Genomic DNA, 14,899 nt, shown 5'->3' with positions numbered 1-14,899 from the left:
TTGTCTCGCCGGCCGCACCGCTCGCATTTCATAGCTCGATCGAGCCGGTTCACATCAACATCACCGAATATCCGAATGAGGTCGGCGGGCTGATAGTAGCGCTCGCCGTCATGGTAGCCGCAAGAAACGCGAACAAGCTGACCGGCGTCATGGGCGGCACTCAGAAGGACAATCAGCTTGCGGCGTCTGGGCGGCAGGTCAGGCATAAGGAACGAAGTAGGAACATATACCTTGCGCGGTCAAGTTCCGTCATGCCAAGGTTAGCTCAAATTTTAAGGCGGGTAATGGCATGGCAACCTATAACGATGATTTTACAGAAATTGCTCATTGCGGTGGGCAGGCCACATTTGCAGTCCGATGCGACGAAGACGGTCAAATGAGCATTGCGGCCGGCTTTCGGGGATCAAGCCCGACGCCGATGGCCATGATCACGGTCTATGCAACGGTTCCTCAAGGGTTCCCAGTCTCGGATGTGAGAATGGGAGGTATAGGGCAGGCCTTCGAGCCCCCATGTCCAGAGGGCTGCATGGCCGTCTTCTTAGGGTCCGATTCTCACGGAAATTGGGGACACCAATGTCCAAGGTGCCACGGATATTTCCGCAACGGAAACCATCCAGCAATCTATCCTCTCACATGTCCATATTGCGGCCTAAAGAGCCACGCATTCCACTTTTTAACGAAAGCACACGCGCGATACATCAAGCACTACATCTCCACCTATTACGAAGCGATCGACGCTGATTTGAAGCCGGGCACAGAGAAAGAGTTCATTATTGATATGGACGCGATCGCTAAGTCTGGCGAGCGTGAAAATAGACCAGAATTTTACTATGCATCGGAATCTCAACAGACTCGATTCAATTGTCAAAGGTGCGGCGAATTCAACGACATTCGAGGACTCTATGGCTATTGCGCGTCGTGCGGCTGTCGAAACAACATCGCAGGACTCAACGAGATATTTGCGCAATTGCGGAAAGGGGTGGTTGATAAGACCACTTCGCCGGAAAGCGTAGTAAGCCGGGCGGTTTCAGCTTTCGATGCTTCGTGTCGGGACATGATCAATCAGCTTAAGAGCCGAATACCGATGAAGCCAGCCAGACTGAAAAGACTGGATCGGCTCATATTCCATGACGTCGAAAGCACAACCATTGCTGAGGTCAAAGCGGCGTTTGAAGTCGATCTCCTAAGAGGAATCGATAGCCAAACCGTAGCATTCCTAAGAATGATGCTGGAACGCCGTCACGTGTATGAACACAACGCAGGTGTCGCCGACGAACGTTATGTGGAGCGAAGCGGCGATGATTCCTGGCGTGTGGGCGACTTGATCCGAGAGACGGAGCAAAACGCTCACCGGCTGTTGAGCACGCTGCCAATAATGGCTCAAAACGTTCATGACGATTTCCACGAAATTTTCCCACTGACGGAATGGCCGGTGCGATATTTTGAAGAACGGACCGGCAGGCGAAAGCAAAAAGTATGGTTTAGAAAAGAGCAGAGCGCCTAGCCTCGCTCAAGGCGGGTTGAGCGACAAAAAAAATGATAAGCCCGCCGTGGTGAGCGGCGGGCTCCTGTTGGGCCGGCGAGGATCGGGCGGCTAGGCTTCCAGCGTCTCCACTTCCTCGCTGGGATCGCGGAAGGTCAAATAGCCGTCATCGTGCTGCCCGACGCACCACCGCTCGATATCGTTCAAGAGATAGATAGCCTGCTCACGGTCGAGCGACGGATTGCCCGGAGTGGCGCGGATGCGCTCGACCGTATTGGCGATCTTGTTAAGCAGAAGCTCGCGGGCCTGCCCGTCCTTGGCCTCATGCTTGGCCTTGGCATCGGCGACGATCTTCGCGACGGCGGGAGTAAGGGTCATTGATTGTCCTTTCAGAGTGGTGGTTGAAGGGACCACCTATTAGTCACAAAAATTGTTGGTTTTCCATAGGTTAATTTAGGCGCATGTATATCGTGCCGCGCCTAAGCACTGACCAAGATTGACGGGCCGGCGTCCTCCCCGATGTAGCAGGACATCGGCCATATGCCGCCAATCTCGCCGAGCGCCTGAATGATTTGAGTGCGAAGGTCGATAGGTGATCCGGCGTCGTAACTTGACGCGATACTTTCAATCGCGTCCAGCGTGGCATGATAGGTATGCGAATGTAGGTATGCCTGCGGTTCCATGATTTCCCCAAAAGGTGTTGCCCTTGCTGCCGAAGCAGCGCGCAATGACTCGCACGGCGGAATCATGGAACGCAAGCAGAAATATCACCTAAGTCATTGATTTTATTATAAGTAAGCACTTACTTCGGACAGTGATGCTGACCAAAAAAATAGCCCCTCATGGTGGACGAAACCATGAGGGGCCATCGTGCCGGGCCGGTTGTGCTTACTTCCTGCAAGGAAAGTCCCGCCCGACAATCTGCGATACCGTCGAAAGGTCAGAACATCGCGCGGTCCCGGTAATCCATATCGAGCGCGGCGGCTTCGGCCTTGGTCTTCCTACGTGCCGCGTCCGCGCGGCCTTCGAGCGGCTTCAACATTTGTGCCAGCACGTCCGCACGGTTGAAGCTGGCGCGGCGTTCACGTGCGGCACGCCAAGCGGCATGGGCTTCCCGGTATTCGTCCGCCGCCACCCGATATGCGGGCGTGTCGTCAAGCTGCTTTTGAAGCTCGCGCATCCGGGCACGGTCTTCCTCGATGAGCTTGCTCCAAGGGCGGTAGCCCAATTCAAAAAGCTCCGGGCAAAAACGCTTGGTCGGATTCTCCGGTTCCGGCAGCGGCCCCCATTCGGGCATTTCGCCCTTCTGTTTGCGGCGCATGTCGCAAAGGATCATCGCGTCACCAAGCCCCGCGCCGGCGATCTCACTGACAAAATCGTAAAGCGGGAAATCGCGCACCACTTCAACGCCCTCGATATCGTCCAGCAACTTCATTGGTCTTCCCCTTTCCGTGCGAGTGCTGCCCCGCTGCCTACGCTTCTTCAATCGCTCCTGTTCGCGCTTGTGCGCGGCCTTTTCTTCCGGCGTCATGTGCGCCAGCGATTGACGCTTCCTCTTCGGCATTTCCCTTTCTCCGGTTCGGCCGGGACTGGCCTCTTCCGCACTTATAGCGGCCGGCGCACTGGACTGCATTCGATGTGCCAGAATGTCGCAAGCGCGAGGAAGCCGGGAGTTTAAGGGGACATTTTTCCGCCTCTCGCGCGTGCGCGCGTGTAGGCCTGTAGCTTGTAGATAGGTTAGATGTAGATAATCAGATATAAATAAAAGGACTAACGAAAAAATGTCCCGCTAACTTCTTCCGGAACGGGGAAACCAGAGGCGGCATTACTCGGGCCTCCGGCCCTCGCCTGCGCGGCCTTCGGCCTTGCTGCGCGCTTCGCGCGCTCCATCGAAACGCTTCGCGGAAGACCGGAGGAAGTTTCTGGTTCTGGTTCTGGTTCATACGCTCCGGTCCCCGCACGGGGCGCGGTGCTACAGCCATCCGTCATCAAACAGAGAGTTCCCCCGGTCCCCGGTCGCTTCGCGCCCGGTTCCCGGCGCATCTCCGGTTGAATGCAGATCGGTTCCGCCCGGAAACCGGCAGGGAGAATCACAGGCGGGTGTCAGGGGTGCCGGATAGGCGAGCACACCGGAAAGCCGCCCGGACTCGCCAGCGGCCTTCTATGGCCTAAATAGAGGGTGCGCCCTTTTATCTGCTTCGGGAGTTCAAAAACCCGCCCGGTCGAGCATTGCGCCGAATCTCATCCTGCACGACGCCGCGCAACTGACCTTCCACCTGCTTTCCGACCTTGGCGGCGAGGTCGTTATTGGATGCCGGATCGCTACCGTTCGCATTCACGGTGACGTTGCTGTTGACGGTCACGGCCGGCGTGTTGCTGTTCGCGGCAGGCGTGATCCGGGCGACGTTCCCGCCGCCGACGCTGCCGCCATGGGCGAAGGCCGGCACGCGGCCGGTGTTGATCGCCTGCAAAAGCGCACGGTGCTTCTTTGCCGCCGCGGCGCGCACGACAAATTCGCCATCCGACAACCGGGCGACGATCGAGTCTGACGTTGCCGTGCCGGGTCCGCGAACGTCGCCGCCATCGGCATACAGCCCGCCGATGCCACCGGCGACCGATGCCGCCGCGACCGGAGAGAGACCGCCGCCGAACAAACCGCCAAGCAGGCTAAAGATGCCGCCGAACAAGCCGCCACCACCGCCCGCACCGGCGCTCTTCACGCGGAAGATCGCGTCCAGCACTTCATTCAAGAGCGTGTCGGCGAGCCGGGAAAGAGCGTTGCGCAAGGCTTCGGCCGGCGACACGCCGTTCAAAAGGTCATGCGCGAGACCGCCTACAAACTGCTTTTCGGCGTCGGCGATCTTCTCCATTGCTGCTTGCTGTTGCTCGTGGGCTTCGTTCTCATCGTGAATCTTGGTGACAAGCTCGCCAATCTTCGCCTTCTCGGCGTCGGTCGCGTTCGCACCGGCACGGCGAAGGGCGTTGGCCTTCTCGCGTTCAAGATCGGTCGCGCCGATCAAGGATGCTTCCTGTTCAAGATCGGCGATCAAATCCTTCGCGGCGTCATGCTGTGCCCGCATACTACCGGCCGATGCGCCACGGTTTCCGCCGCCCGTAGAAGTCGGCATCGGCTTGTATTCGGGCCGGGTGATATCGATCGGCTTGATCGCCGGAGGCGTGGCCGGCGTGCTGCCGCCCGCCCCGCCATAGTTCTTGTCGATCCACTGGCGAAGGTAGGGCGGCACGGTCGGCGTGACGCCGCCCATGCGACCTTCCGGGGAATCCAGCGTATGCGCGCCGAGCGCCTTGCCTACATCGGTGTTGGCAAACCAGCGGCCGACATTGTCCAGCCCGACCTTCTGACCAAGCGCCATCATGAAATTGTTGGTCGCATGGATCGCGTCGTTGGCGGCGTTGATGTAGGTCGCGAACTGATTCACGGCGTTATCGACGCTGAAATTCTCGATCGCCGTCGAAAGGTCGCCGAGCGCCGATCCGAGCATCTGACTCGTTTCGGTCGTCTCGTTGAACTTCTTTGCGGCGTCCAGAAGGCTGTTGTAAACCTGAGTGAAGCCTTGGCTGACGGTCAGGGTCGCGCCGGCAAGCTTTTGATCAAGGATCGGTGCGCCGGCGTTGATCGCATCGAAGAAGGCACGGCTGGAAACCTCGCCGTTCTTCACAAGGGCGGTCAGCTTCGCGACCGATCCGCCCGCCTGTTCCATGCCGGCCGCTGCCGCCTGCAAGAGCGGGCGCAAGCCGTCGATCAAGCTGTTGTATTCCTCGGCCTGAATCTTGCCGCCGCCAAGTGCCTGGCTAAGCTGAAGAAGCGCACCGGCCGCCTGCTGCGCATCGCCGCCGGTGAGGCGCACGCTCTTCGCAACATTGTCGGTCAGGGTCAGGACTTCGCCGGTCGAAACGCCGAGTTCCTTCTGAGACGATGCAACACGGGAATAGAGCGTAACCAGCGCTTCAAGGGGCGCGGCATTGCGTTGCGCCGACTGATAGAGCTTGTCATAGACGCCGTTCAATTCGTCGCCAGACAGGCCGGCGACCTTCAACGCATTGGTGATCTGGGTCGAAGCGTCCAGAAGGGACTTCATCTTGTCGGCGGTCAGACCGGCAGCGATGCCGCCGAGCAAGCCCGCGCCGAAATTGCCGAACGCGCGGTTCACGCCGAGACCGACCTTGGAAAAGCTCGACTGGACGCGCGAAGCCGAGACCTTCGCACGGCGCTCGATCCGGTCAAAGTTCTTGTCGCCGGTGCTGGCGGCCTTCGCCATGTTGCGCTCGAAATCCCGGATACGGGCTTCGATGGCGACGGCAATGCGTTCTTGATCGGTAGGCATGAAGAATCCTTAGAAGATGAAAAGGCCGGTCGAAGCCGGATCATTGTAGGAAGAGACGTTGCTTTCGCCGGCAGCGGCGCGCGCGACCGCCATCCATGACGCAACAGCGCCATCGATCCGGCCGGTCGATTTACCCTTGTGCATGGTGCGGTTGCCGGCCGAATCCGTGTGAATGGCGACGTTTGCGAAGTTCCAGCGAAGAACCGGGTGCCCGCCGTGCTGGAACTTACCGGCGACGATTGCCCGTTCCAGTTCATTCAAGGCCGGGGCTTGCGTAATCCAGCCCTGCCGCATGGTCATGACGGGGAAGCCGTCATCGCCAAGCGGCGACATGACCGGCGAGGCGTAGGCCGGATCAAAAGCGATCTCGCGCACGTCGAAACGGTCACAAAGGTCGCGGATATGTGCCTCGACCGCCCGATAATCGATCACGTTGCCGGGCGTCGGGCAGATGAAACCTTCGTCCGCCCATAGCGGATAAGGCACGCCGTCCTTGTCCGCCTTCCCCCGCAAATTATCCTTGGGGCAGAAGAATTGAGGCAGGACGATATAGCCGTCATCATCATCATGGAACGCCGCCAGCACGGCGGTCAGATCGGTCGTGGCGGACATATCGACGGCGAGCCAGCACGGCCGGCCGGCGAGCTTCTTCATATCGATCGCCGTCGATCCGCGATCATAAACCACCATGTCAACGAAAGGGTCGGTCGAGTGATCGAGCCAGATATTCAGATGCAATTGCCGGAAGGCTTCGCGGGTGCCCGGACTCGTTTCGGCTTCACGGGCACGCTGCCGAAGCGACTCTAGGTCCAGATATCCAAGATCGAGACCGGGATTGACGCGCCGCCAGATATCTTCGTCACGCCAATCGCAATCGCGAGGCGCTTCAAACAGGATCGGCAGAAAGGTCGGGTCTTCGATTTTGCCGGACGCGATTTTGAGGGCGCGGCTGTATTTCTCGAAAGCAATGTTGTCCTGACCACGGCCGGCAGTCGTGGCGATCACGACAAGCGAACCCTTCACCTTCGGCAAGCCGGATTCGAGAACATCCCAAAGGTCGCGCTTCTTCCAAGCGTGCAATTCGTCCGCCAGCACGAAGGCAGGCGATCGGCCGTGTTGCGTGCCGGCATCGCTGGAAATCGCCTCGTAGAAGGTTCCGTGCGCCGGATAGGTGATCCGGTTGCGGTGATCGACAATACGGACGGCCTTCGCCACGCGCTTGTCTGCGCGGATGATGTTCGCCGCCTCATCGAATCCGATACGGGCCTGTTTTTGGTCACTGGCGGCACTGATAACCTCGCCGCCCGGAACCTTCTCCGGGCCGATCGTGTGCAACAGCGCCAGTGCCGCGGCGAGCGACGTTTTGCGGTTTCCCCGCGGCAAAAGCAGAAATACGGTCTTCACGATCCGGCTTCCATCCGAATGCCGGGGACCGTAAATCTGGCGCACAATCCGTTCCTGCCAAGGGTCAAGCTGGAAAGCGTGACCGGGTGCCGTGCTCTTCGGATGCTTCAAGGCACGAAGGAAGCGCACCGCCCGTTCGCCGTAGCCAAGCGGATCGTCAATCGGCGAGCCATCATAGAGCCATGCCGGGAACGGGTCAGATATCGAGCGGCGAGGCTTCGTCATCGGCATCTTCACGGATCGAGGGACGCGACCGCGAAACCGGCGTCAAGCCGAGTTCGGCGGCAAGCTGGCGGGCGGTCTGGATTGCCTTGTCCTGCATACGGAAAAGAACCGGATCGATATCGCCGCCGGCCTTTTTGAAAAGGCGCTCGATCTCGCGAACACGGCCGCACGCCACGCAATAATTTTCGACGCCGCCCATGTCGGCATCGGTCAGAATCCGACGCTCGACAAGCAAGGGCATGATCCGCTTCCATTCCTTCTTCGCGTCCGCCGACAGCCATGCCGGGGCCGAAGGAACGCGATCGACCGGCGAGGAACCGGCGAGGATCACACTAGGCTTCCTGCCCTTCATTGCGTCACCTTCTCGCAACGAAGATCGAGACCACGCCGCCGGCCGATCTCCTTAATGTCGCGGATGTTGAATGCCTGGGTGCCGTAAACCAGCCGATCTTTCGTCGTCACGTCCGCGACATACCGGACGCGAAACACGATGGCCGATTGTTCTTCCTCGCCGAACGGCTTCAACAGTTCGGTCGTGCCGGCCTGAATAAGTTCGGCCTTGCGCGTGGCGATCGTCGCCCACGTCAACGTCACGGTGCCGGCCGGCGAGACGGTTTCCGTCTCGCGCTCGATCGTCACGGTTTCGGTCATACGGCCGGCCTTCATTGCGGTGCCTCATTCAACAAAACCTCGATCGACGTGATTGCGTGGCCGTATTCGCCGCCGGGATCGCGAAGGAAACGGGTGCCCGTCATCTTCCAATCGACAACATGGAAGCCGTCGATCGACGGCTTGCTACGAAGGGCAGCGCCGACATTGCCGGCGACCGTCTTGACCGTTTCGAGACCGCTTTCTTCGGTCCAGATATGCAGGTCGGCGAAGAGGCGGACGTGCGACCGGGTGAGCGTGATCGGTTCAAGGGCGGTGTTCGCATCGCCGATGATGATGCAGGGGAAGAGTTCCGGCCGGGTGCGCCGATCGAAGATATGGGCGGACGGCACGATGCCGGTCACGGCCGGCGAGGCAATGAGCGCCGAACGGATCGCGATTTGAACGGCAAGGGAAGGCTCGGTCACGCGCTTCCCCAATTCTCGCGCACGGCCTTGCCGATCGCGCGCTTGATCCGCCGCGCCGCGCGCTTCTTGAAAAGCCGGTAAGAGGGCAGGAAGAACGGTTCCGGCAGCGAATGCGACGTGCCGAACTCGACCCAACGGGCATAGAAGGCTTCGTCATCGCCGGCATAGATCGTGATCCGCAGCGCGCCGCCCTGCGACGAAGCAAGCACGATCGAGCCTTCGGGCGCATCGCCCCACGTCCAGCCGATCGAGTCGCGAAGGGTGCCGCTGCCGACCGGGCAAAGCGTCTTCGCCGCCGCCACGATCTCTTCGGCGGACTTTTCCATGGCCGGCATGACGGCAGCGCGCACGGCGACCGGGATAGCCTTCAAGCGCTGTTCGATCCGGGCAAACTGTTTCGACCGCGCCATATCAGAAATTCCAAATCCGGTGCGGTGCGAGAAGATCCGTTACGCCGAGCGGCAGGATCTCGGCGGCGGTGCCGACAAGGGAAGCCTCGCGAAGCTCATAAAGATCGGCGGCAAGCTTAAGGATGGCTTCCTTCACGGCTCCCGGCAGCGGATCGAGGTCGGCGAGGGCCTGACCGATGTAAGAGGCGCACCAATCTTCGGCGGCAGCGATCTTGCCGATCAGGAAGTCGTCGGAATCCTCTTCCGGCAGGTTGCTATGGGCGCGAAGTTCGGCCGGCGTCACGATCGTCATTCTGAAATCTCCAATTTGGCCGACTCTTGCGCGAAGGGATGTCCGCCGGTCCCTTGGCTTTCGGCCAAGTTTCGACCTACCCCCCGCCTGCGCCTCATGCGTTCATCGACCGGAGCGGTCAGCGCGCGCTCCATCGGCCAGCCCTTGCGAAGCCGGGTATCGATGACGCTGCTTGCCAAGCCGGTGCGTTCGGACCATTGCCGCAAAGTCAGCGTTTCACCGTTGAAGGTGTGCCGCTTAGCCTTGGCATCTGCCGTGGTCTCTTCGGTCAAGGCGCGCTCGACCGGCCAGCCATTGGCGAAACGCTTCGTCAAAGTCGAAATGCTGATATCCATCTCATCCGCCCATTGGCCGATGGTCATGGTCTTGCCATTGAAGGCGTAGAGGCGAACCTTGGTGGGCGGACGGTAAGGCTTCTTCGGCCGCGATACCCTCCTCTCTGCCGCACGCGCTGAATCACGACGGGCCTTTCCCACTGCTTGTCGCACCTTGCGCCTGTCACGCCACCACACGCGGCGCTGACTGGCGACGTAGCTATCAATGTGCTCGCCGGAGAGCTTCTGACCGCGTGCCGCGACCATGGGCTTGGTGATGGCTTCTGCAACGGGCATGCCACGTTCAAGGCGCGCGATGATGACGGCGGGTGCAATGCCGTAATCAAGCGCCCATTCGGTGACAGGTTGTTCTATACCGTCGAAGGCGATCATGGTTGCCGGGGTCATGCGAGCGCCCCGAAATACCGCTTGAACGTCGCGTTGACGGCGTAGAGCTCGGCTTCAAGGGCCGTGTCGCTCCAATCGGCGCACGTATATGCGATATGCGCCTCGCCGGGCATAGCGAAGAAGAAGGGCAGCGTGCCGCCACGGCGTTCGAAGAAGGAAAGCATGGCGTCACGTTCGCAACGTTCCAGCATTTCCCATTGCAAGGTAAGCACGCGGCGAATGTGATTGAGACCGGCCGGCGTCGGCTGCGAATAGCCGTCGCCGAACTCAGCCTGTAGAATCTTGATCTCCGGCTTGTTCTGTGCGCCGGGCGAAGGTGCAAAGGGCGGATCGAAGGTCGGGATCGCGATCGTCATTGCCGGCGCTCCCGTGCCTGCTTGATCGAGGAATGGCAGGGAACACAAAGCGGCTGCCAGTTCTGGCGAGACCAGAAAAGGCGCATGTCGCCCCGGTGAGGCTTGATATGATCGACAACGGTCGCGGGATTTCCGCAGAACCGGCAGAACGGGGCAGCGCGAAGGAACTCGATCCGGGCTTGTTCCCATTGGCCGGTATAGCCGCGCTGGCGGGCCGAAGGACGGTTTTGATCGTGCCTGGCCTTCCGCGCACGGTCGGCGGCAAGCATGTGCTGGCAACGCTGACCGAGTGCGACAACGCAACCGCAAGCACGAAGAGAGGGCGGCTTGAAAGGCATGGTTATGCCTCCTTCGCCTTGAAGCGCGCGCGAAGGCTTTCCATGGCGACGGAAACCTTGGTGGAAAGCGGAATCTTCTTCCGGGCTTCCTCTTCGCCGTCCTTACCGCCGAAGATCGCGCGAAGCATGTCCACGCGGCCCTTTTGGGCTGCGACGATCTCGGCAGGCGTAGCGCGCCACGTATCGGCCGGCGTCCAGCCTAACCAGCCGGTGCCGATCGAAAACAGGCGCTCGAAATAGGTGCCGAAGGATTCGGTGCTGGAATCCGCAACGGTTGCGGATTTGCCGGTCAGCTTTTCCTCTTCGTCGCCGACGCCGATCATTTCGCCGACAAGATTCAGAAGCGGCAGCTTGAAGATATCGAGGGCTTCCGAGCCGTCGCGCTCGATCATGGTGAGAAGATTGAGCATGGCGGCGGGATAGTCGCCGGCCTCGCGAATGACTGCCGCCATGGTCACGATCTGGCCTTCGGTGATGCCGGTGAGGATCGCCTTGAAGCCATAGGTCTCTTCAAGGCGATAGGCGGCGCGAAGGGTCGGGCGTAGCGTGACCGCTACGCCGTCAACCGTGATCGTGATTTCGTTCGCGAGGCGCATGGCGCTTAGGCTTCCGCCGCCTCGATCGTGAGCGGCGCGGCATCCACGGCGAGCGTGAAGACGGTCGTCACGAAATCGTCGGGTCCGCCGAGCTTGTTCTTGGCGCTGGCGACATAGACCTTCAGATAGTGGATCGTGTTCGTGCCGCCGGCCGGGGCGTCGTTCTGCTCGATCTTCAACGCATATGCGTCCTTCGAGCCGATAGCCGCGCGAAGCGCCACCTGACCGGGATCGGCAGGGTCACGGCCGACCGTGATTTCCAGCGTGCCGGCGTCCTTGCTGCCGACCTTCTTGCGCACGCGCGCGCCGTCGATCGTCTTCAAGGTGGCGATCTCGGCTTCGTCACCGAACTCGCCGATATCGGTAAGCCCAGCGACCGGAACGAAGGTCAGGGCGGTGAAGGCGGCCGAACTCGTCGGATCGCCGGTGAAAACGCCGCCGATACTCACAACGGAGTCGGCGACAAGGGAAAGATCGGCCTCAGCCATATTCGAAAATCCTTATGGAATGGGGAAAGAGGAAGGGCGGCGCATGACGCCGCCCGTTGCCGTTAGGCTGCCGTGGCGACCTTCAGCTTCACGAAGCGGTCGGGATTGGTCACGTCGCCGCCGACGCGCTTCCACGCGCCGAAGCGGACAAGCCCCTTCGTCATCTGCGTGAACGGGTCACGCTGGACGGTGAGGCCGACACGATCCACGATCCGATAGCCGGCGAGGTCGCCGAACATGATCGGATAGGCGTTCGCCGCCACGTCGGGCATGTCGGTCGCTTCCACGATCGGCCTGCCGAGCAAGGTGACCGGCGCGCCGGCCGTGATCGGATCGATCATGATGAAACGGCCGTCGCCATCCTTCAGCTTGCGAAGGGTGCCGAGCGTGTTCCGGTTCATCAGCCAAACGCCCTTCTGTGCGACGACAGAAGGAACGGAATGGAACATGCCGATAATCAGGCTCGCCGGATCACTGCCGAGCGTCGAAGCGTTGCCGCTCTTGATCTCGGAAATGCCAGTCGCCGACAGGAGACCATTCGGCTTTCCGGTGCCGTCGCCGGTGACGAAAGCGGTCGCTTCGGCCTTGCCGAACGCTTCGGCGAAATCGGCCGAAAGCTCGCCTTCCAGATTGTAGGCATTGTCTTCCAGAAGCTGCCGCGAAACATCGACGTATTCGGCCGCCTCATAGGGGGTAAGCGTCACCTGTTCGAAGGTCATATCCGACTGCGAACGGTCGCCGGTTTCGGAAACCCATACTGCGGTCGAGCCGGTCAGCTTGCGCGGAATCTTGATCTCCGGGGCGGAAATCGACATGACGCGCGCATACTGGCGGATCGGCGAGAACTCGACGATCTTCTTGAGGATTTCGTTCGCGAAGGCTTCCGGGGCGAGATAGCCGCCCTGAGAATCCGTGCTGACCGTGAGCGCGGCCACGGCCTTCTGTTCCATGCGCTCGACGCCCTTGCGGGCAAACTCGATGAACGCCTTGCGGTCTTCGGAAAGGTCGCCGGACTTGTCGCCGGTGATGACGGCCGGGCGATTAAGCTTGGCCTCGAAGGCGTCAAGGCGGGCCGTGATCTTGTCGGCGTCGGCCTGCTTGGTCTCGACCTTGCCTTCGGTCTGCTTTCCTTCAAGCGCCTTCAAACGGTCGTCAACGGCCTTCTGAAAATCGGCGAGGGCCTTGGTGACGATCGTCTCGGCTTCATCCGGGGAGTTCTTCAGGTCAGGGGCGCTATTCCCGCCCTTCACCTCAAGAACTCCCGCGAGATTCGCGGGATTGGTATACTTCATGCTCGATAGTTCCTTTGCGAGAAATGCGCCGTGGCGCGGTTGATGGCGTCGGCAATCGCGAGCGCCTTGACTGCCGACTTCGCGCTAGTGACGCGAGCGCCGGGGTGCATGGGGATCGCGACAAGCGATGCCTCCAGCAATTCGAGATTGGTAATCGTGCGGCCGCCCGTCCTGGGGGTAGCCTTACGGGTAACGAAGCCGATCGAGATGCCCCGAACCGCACCGGACTTCACCAAGGCGCGGACTTCGCGGGCGCGAGCAACGTCATCGACCAGAAGCTTACCCTTCAAGCGCAAGCCGTCCGGTGCTTCGATCGCTTCCGTCCACACGCCGACCGGATCGTTTTGATCATGGCCGAAGAGCATGGTGAGCGGCAGATTGACGTTGGCGAACGCGCCCTTCTGGATCATGTCGCCGACGCGATCCGGCGTATCAAAGGGCCATGCAAGGGCCTCGATCTCTCCGGCATCGGTGACGGCAAACTTCGTTTCGAGGATAAGGCGGTCCGTCATGCGGCTTCCTTCGCCGGCATGGTGCCGGTCGTGGTGTAGGGATTTTCCAGCGTGTCGCCGTCCGGGTGCGCCGGCAGATTGAGACCGGCGCGGACTTCATTCGCCGTCATGACGCCCATGGACCGATACTGACCGTATGCCGTGGCGCGTGCCGCCGTGTCGGCGACAAGCAGGGCGTCGGTCGTGAACTCGCAATAGAAGCGGCCGCGCTCCGAAGGAGAAAACAGAGCGCGGCCGTATGCCCGCGACCAAATGGAAAGCCACGGGGCAAGCGTGTCGGTAAGGAACTGTAGGTTCTGTTCTTCGACATTGGACTTGATGCCGGCAGACAGGTCTTGCAGCATCGTGACCGGCACGCCGAAGAGCCGGGCAATCTCGCCGATCTGAAAGCGGCGGGATTCAATGAACTGGGCGTCGGTGGAATTGAGGGTGATCGCGCGCCAGTCCATCTTCTCATCAAGGACCGCCGTGCCGCCGGAACCGCCGGGGCCGAACTTTGCATTCCAGCTTGCGGCGATCTTCGCCTTTGCATCGTCGCCAAGGGCCTTTTCCGACATAAGCAAGCCGGAAGGACGTGCGCCGTTGCCGAAGAGCTTGGAAGCCCATTGTTCCATGACAAGGGCCAGGGCGATGGCCTCGCGGCCGTGAACGATGGGCGAGCAACCGCCCGGCGCACGAATGCGCATGATATCGTCGTGGGTATAGGTAATGGTGCCGCCACCCTTTGCCGGAACCGTAAAGAACGGCTCGCCGGTCGCCGTGTCGTATTGCGTGGTCACGGCGTTCGGATCGAGCCGCAAGAGTTCGATCGGCCGCCCGTCAACGCGGTTGACGAAAGCATAGCCATAGCCGGTCAGAAGGGCGTCACGGGTGAGCGCCGCCCGGAACTCTTCCGCTCCGGTGAAACTGTTCGGTTCATCATGGATAAGGCGATAGGTCGGATGATCCTTCGCGGCTTCTTTGGTCGCCGCGTCATAGACCTTGCAGGGCAATGCGCCGACCATTTCCGAAATCAGCGTGACGGCGAGCCGAACGGCAGGAACCTTCATCGCCGTGTCAGGACCGATAGCCGGGCCGGACAGTGTAGAAGCGGAACTTCCGAAGATTTCGAAGATGGAAGAGTCAGATAGGCCGATCGACTTCTTTTCGATCGGCCTACCAAACACTTCCCTCACAAGGGAAAGGACACTCAAATGCTATGACTTCACTAGTTCAACTTTAAACTAGTGTCTCACAACGCGAATCGCGGCGCAAGCGATAAATTGAAGAAAATTGAATTATATCGGCGTGTCGTTCAAATTACTTGATGCATGGCGAGACGGAACAAACCGGGAGCACGTATGCGGTTGCGTATGCGGA

The 14,899-nt window shown here is 60.4% G+C and carries 18 protein-coding genes; 1 reads left to right on the top strand and 17 read right to left on the bottom strand.

Going from position 1 to position 14,899, the window contains the following annotated elements; all coding sequences use genetic code 11:
• The first annotated feature begins 289 nt into the window (after positions 1-289).
• Positions 290-1,504, top strand: coding sequence for a hypothetical protein (locus RBH77_RS14065; protein WP_311028225.1), 1,215 nt, complete (start codon positions 290-292; stop codon positions 1,502-1,504).
• 90 nt (positions 1,505-1,594) lie between these two features.
• On the opposite strand, the gene RBH77_RS14060 is transcribed toward RBH77_RS14065, so the two are convergent.
• The 17 genes from RBH77_RS14060 to RBH77_RS13980 form a co-directional block, all read right to left on the bottom strand.
• Entirely contained in the window at positions 1,595-1,861 is a 267-nt protein-coding gene (locus RBH77_RS14060) for a hypothetical protein (protein ID WP_311028224.1), read from the bottom strand.
• Positions 1,862-2,423: 562 nt separating this feature from the next.
• On the bottom strand, positions 2,424-3,047 hold the full coding sequence (locus RBH77_RS14055) for a hypothetical protein (protein ID WP_311028223.1): 624 nt from the start codon (positions 3,045-3,047) through the stop codon (positions 2,424-2,426).
• Between the two features lie 625 nt (positions 3,048-3,672).
• Positions 3,673-5,829 carry a tape measure protein gene (locus RBH77_RS14050; protein ID WP_311028222.1) on the bottom strand — a complete coding sequence of 719 codons (2,157 nt, stop codon included), beginning with the start codon at positions 5,827-5,829 and terminating at the stop codon, positions 3,673-3,675.
• A gap of 9 nt (positions 5,830-5,838) precedes the next feature.
• Positions 5,839-7,458: a terminase large subunit gene (locus RBH77_RS14045; protein WP_311028221.1), complete on the bottom strand. Its 1,620-nt coding sequence runs from the start codon at positions 7,456-7,458 to the stop codon at positions 5,839-5,841.
• Positions 7,430-7,810, bottom strand: coding sequence for a phage terminase small subunit P27 family (locus RBH77_RS14040; RefSeq protein WP_311028220.1), 381 nt, complete (start codon positions 7,808-7,810; stop codon positions 7,430-7,432). The genes RBH77_RS14045 and RBH77_RS14040 overlap by 29 nt, the downstream gene beginning before the upstream one ends.
• On the bottom strand, positions 7,807-8,124 hold the full coding sequence (locus RBH77_RS14035) for a phage head closure protein (RefSeq protein WP_311028219.1): 318 nt from the start codon (positions 8,122-8,124) through the stop codon (positions 7,807-7,809). The genes RBH77_RS14040 and RBH77_RS14035 overlap by 4 nt, the downstream gene beginning before the upstream one ends.
• Positions 8,121-8,534 (bottom strand): DUF3168 domain-containing protein, encoded by a 414-nt coding sequence (locus tag RBH77_RS14030; protein ID WP_311028218.1) that lies wholly within the window; start codon positions 8,532-8,534, stop codon positions 8,121-8,123. Before RBH77_RS14030 ends, RBH77_RS14035 begins: the two co-directional genes overlap by 4 nt.
• Positions 8,531-8,944, bottom strand: a complete 414-nt coding sequence (locus RBH77_RS14025) for an HK97-gp10 family putative phage morphogenesis protein (protein ID WP_311028217.1) — start codon at positions 8,942-8,944, stop codon at positions 8,531-8,533. The genes RBH77_RS14030 and RBH77_RS14025 overlap by 4 nt, the downstream gene beginning before the upstream one ends.
• Before the next feature lies 1 nt (position 8,945).
• Positions 8,946-9,236 (bottom strand): head-tail connector protein, encoded by a 291-nt coding sequence (locus RBH77_RS14020; protein WP_311028216.1) that lies wholly within the window; start codon positions 9,234-9,236, stop codon positions 8,946-8,948.
• Complete coding sequence (locus tag RBH77_RS14015; RefSeq protein WP_311028215.1) at positions 9,233-9,958, bottom strand: hypothetical protein; 726 nt, start codon at positions 9,956-9,958, stop codon at positions 9,233-9,235. Before RBH77_RS14015 ends, RBH77_RS14020 begins: the two co-directional genes overlap by 4 nt.
• A complete protein-coding gene (locus RBH77_RS14010; protein WP_311028214.1) occupies positions 9,955-10,314 on the bottom strand; it encodes a phage tail protein in 360 nt (119 codons plus the stop codon). The genes RBH77_RS14015 and RBH77_RS14010 overlap by 4 nt, the downstream gene beginning before the upstream one ends.
• On the bottom strand, positions 10,311-10,583 hold the full coding sequence (locus tag RBH77_RS14005; RefSeq protein WP_311032544.1) for an HNH endonuclease signature motif containing protein: 273 nt from the start codon (positions 10,581-10,583) through the stop codon (positions 10,311-10,313). The genes RBH77_RS14010 and RBH77_RS14005 overlap by 4 nt, the downstream gene beginning before the upstream one ends.
• A gap of 71 nt (positions 10,584-10,654) precedes the next feature.
• Positions 10,655-11,248 (bottom strand): hypothetical protein, encoded by a 594-nt coding sequence (locus RBH77_RS14000; protein WP_311028213.1) that lies wholly within the window; start codon positions 11,246-11,248, stop codon positions 10,655-10,657.
• 5 nt (positions 11,249-11,253) lie between these two features.
• Entirely contained in the window at positions 11,254-11,736 is a 483-nt protein-coding gene (locus RBH77_RS13995) for a hypothetical protein (RefSeq protein WP_311028212.1), read from the bottom strand.
• 62 nt (positions 11,737-11,798) lie between these two features.
• Entirely contained in the window at positions 11,799-13,028 is a 1,230-nt protein-coding gene (locus RBH77_RS13990) for a phage major capsid protein (protein ID WP_311028211.1), read from the bottom strand.
• A complete protein-coding gene (locus RBH77_RS13985; RefSeq protein ID WP_311028210.1) occupies positions 13,025-13,540 on the bottom strand; it encodes an HK97 family phage prohead protease in 516 nt (171 codons plus the stop codon). The genes RBH77_RS13990 and RBH77_RS13985 overlap by 4 nt, the downstream gene beginning before the upstream one ends.
• A complete protein-coding gene (locus RBH77_RS13980) occupies positions 13,537-14,589 on the bottom strand; it encodes a phage portal protein (RefSeq protein ID WP_311028209.1) in 1,053 nt (350 codons plus the stop codon). The genes RBH77_RS13985 and RBH77_RS13980 overlap by 4 nt, the downstream gene beginning before the upstream one ends.
• Positions 14,590-14,899: the final 310 nt, after the last annotated feature.

The sequence above is a fragment of the Mesorhizobium koreense genome (assembly GCF_031656215.1).
Lineage (GTDB): Bacteria > Pseudomonadota > Alphaproteobacteria > Rhizobiales > Rhizobiaceae > Mesorhizobium_L > Mesorhizobium_L koreense.
Note: the sequence above shows the minus strand (reverse complement) of the source record. Positions and strands in the feature narration are given on the sequence as shown.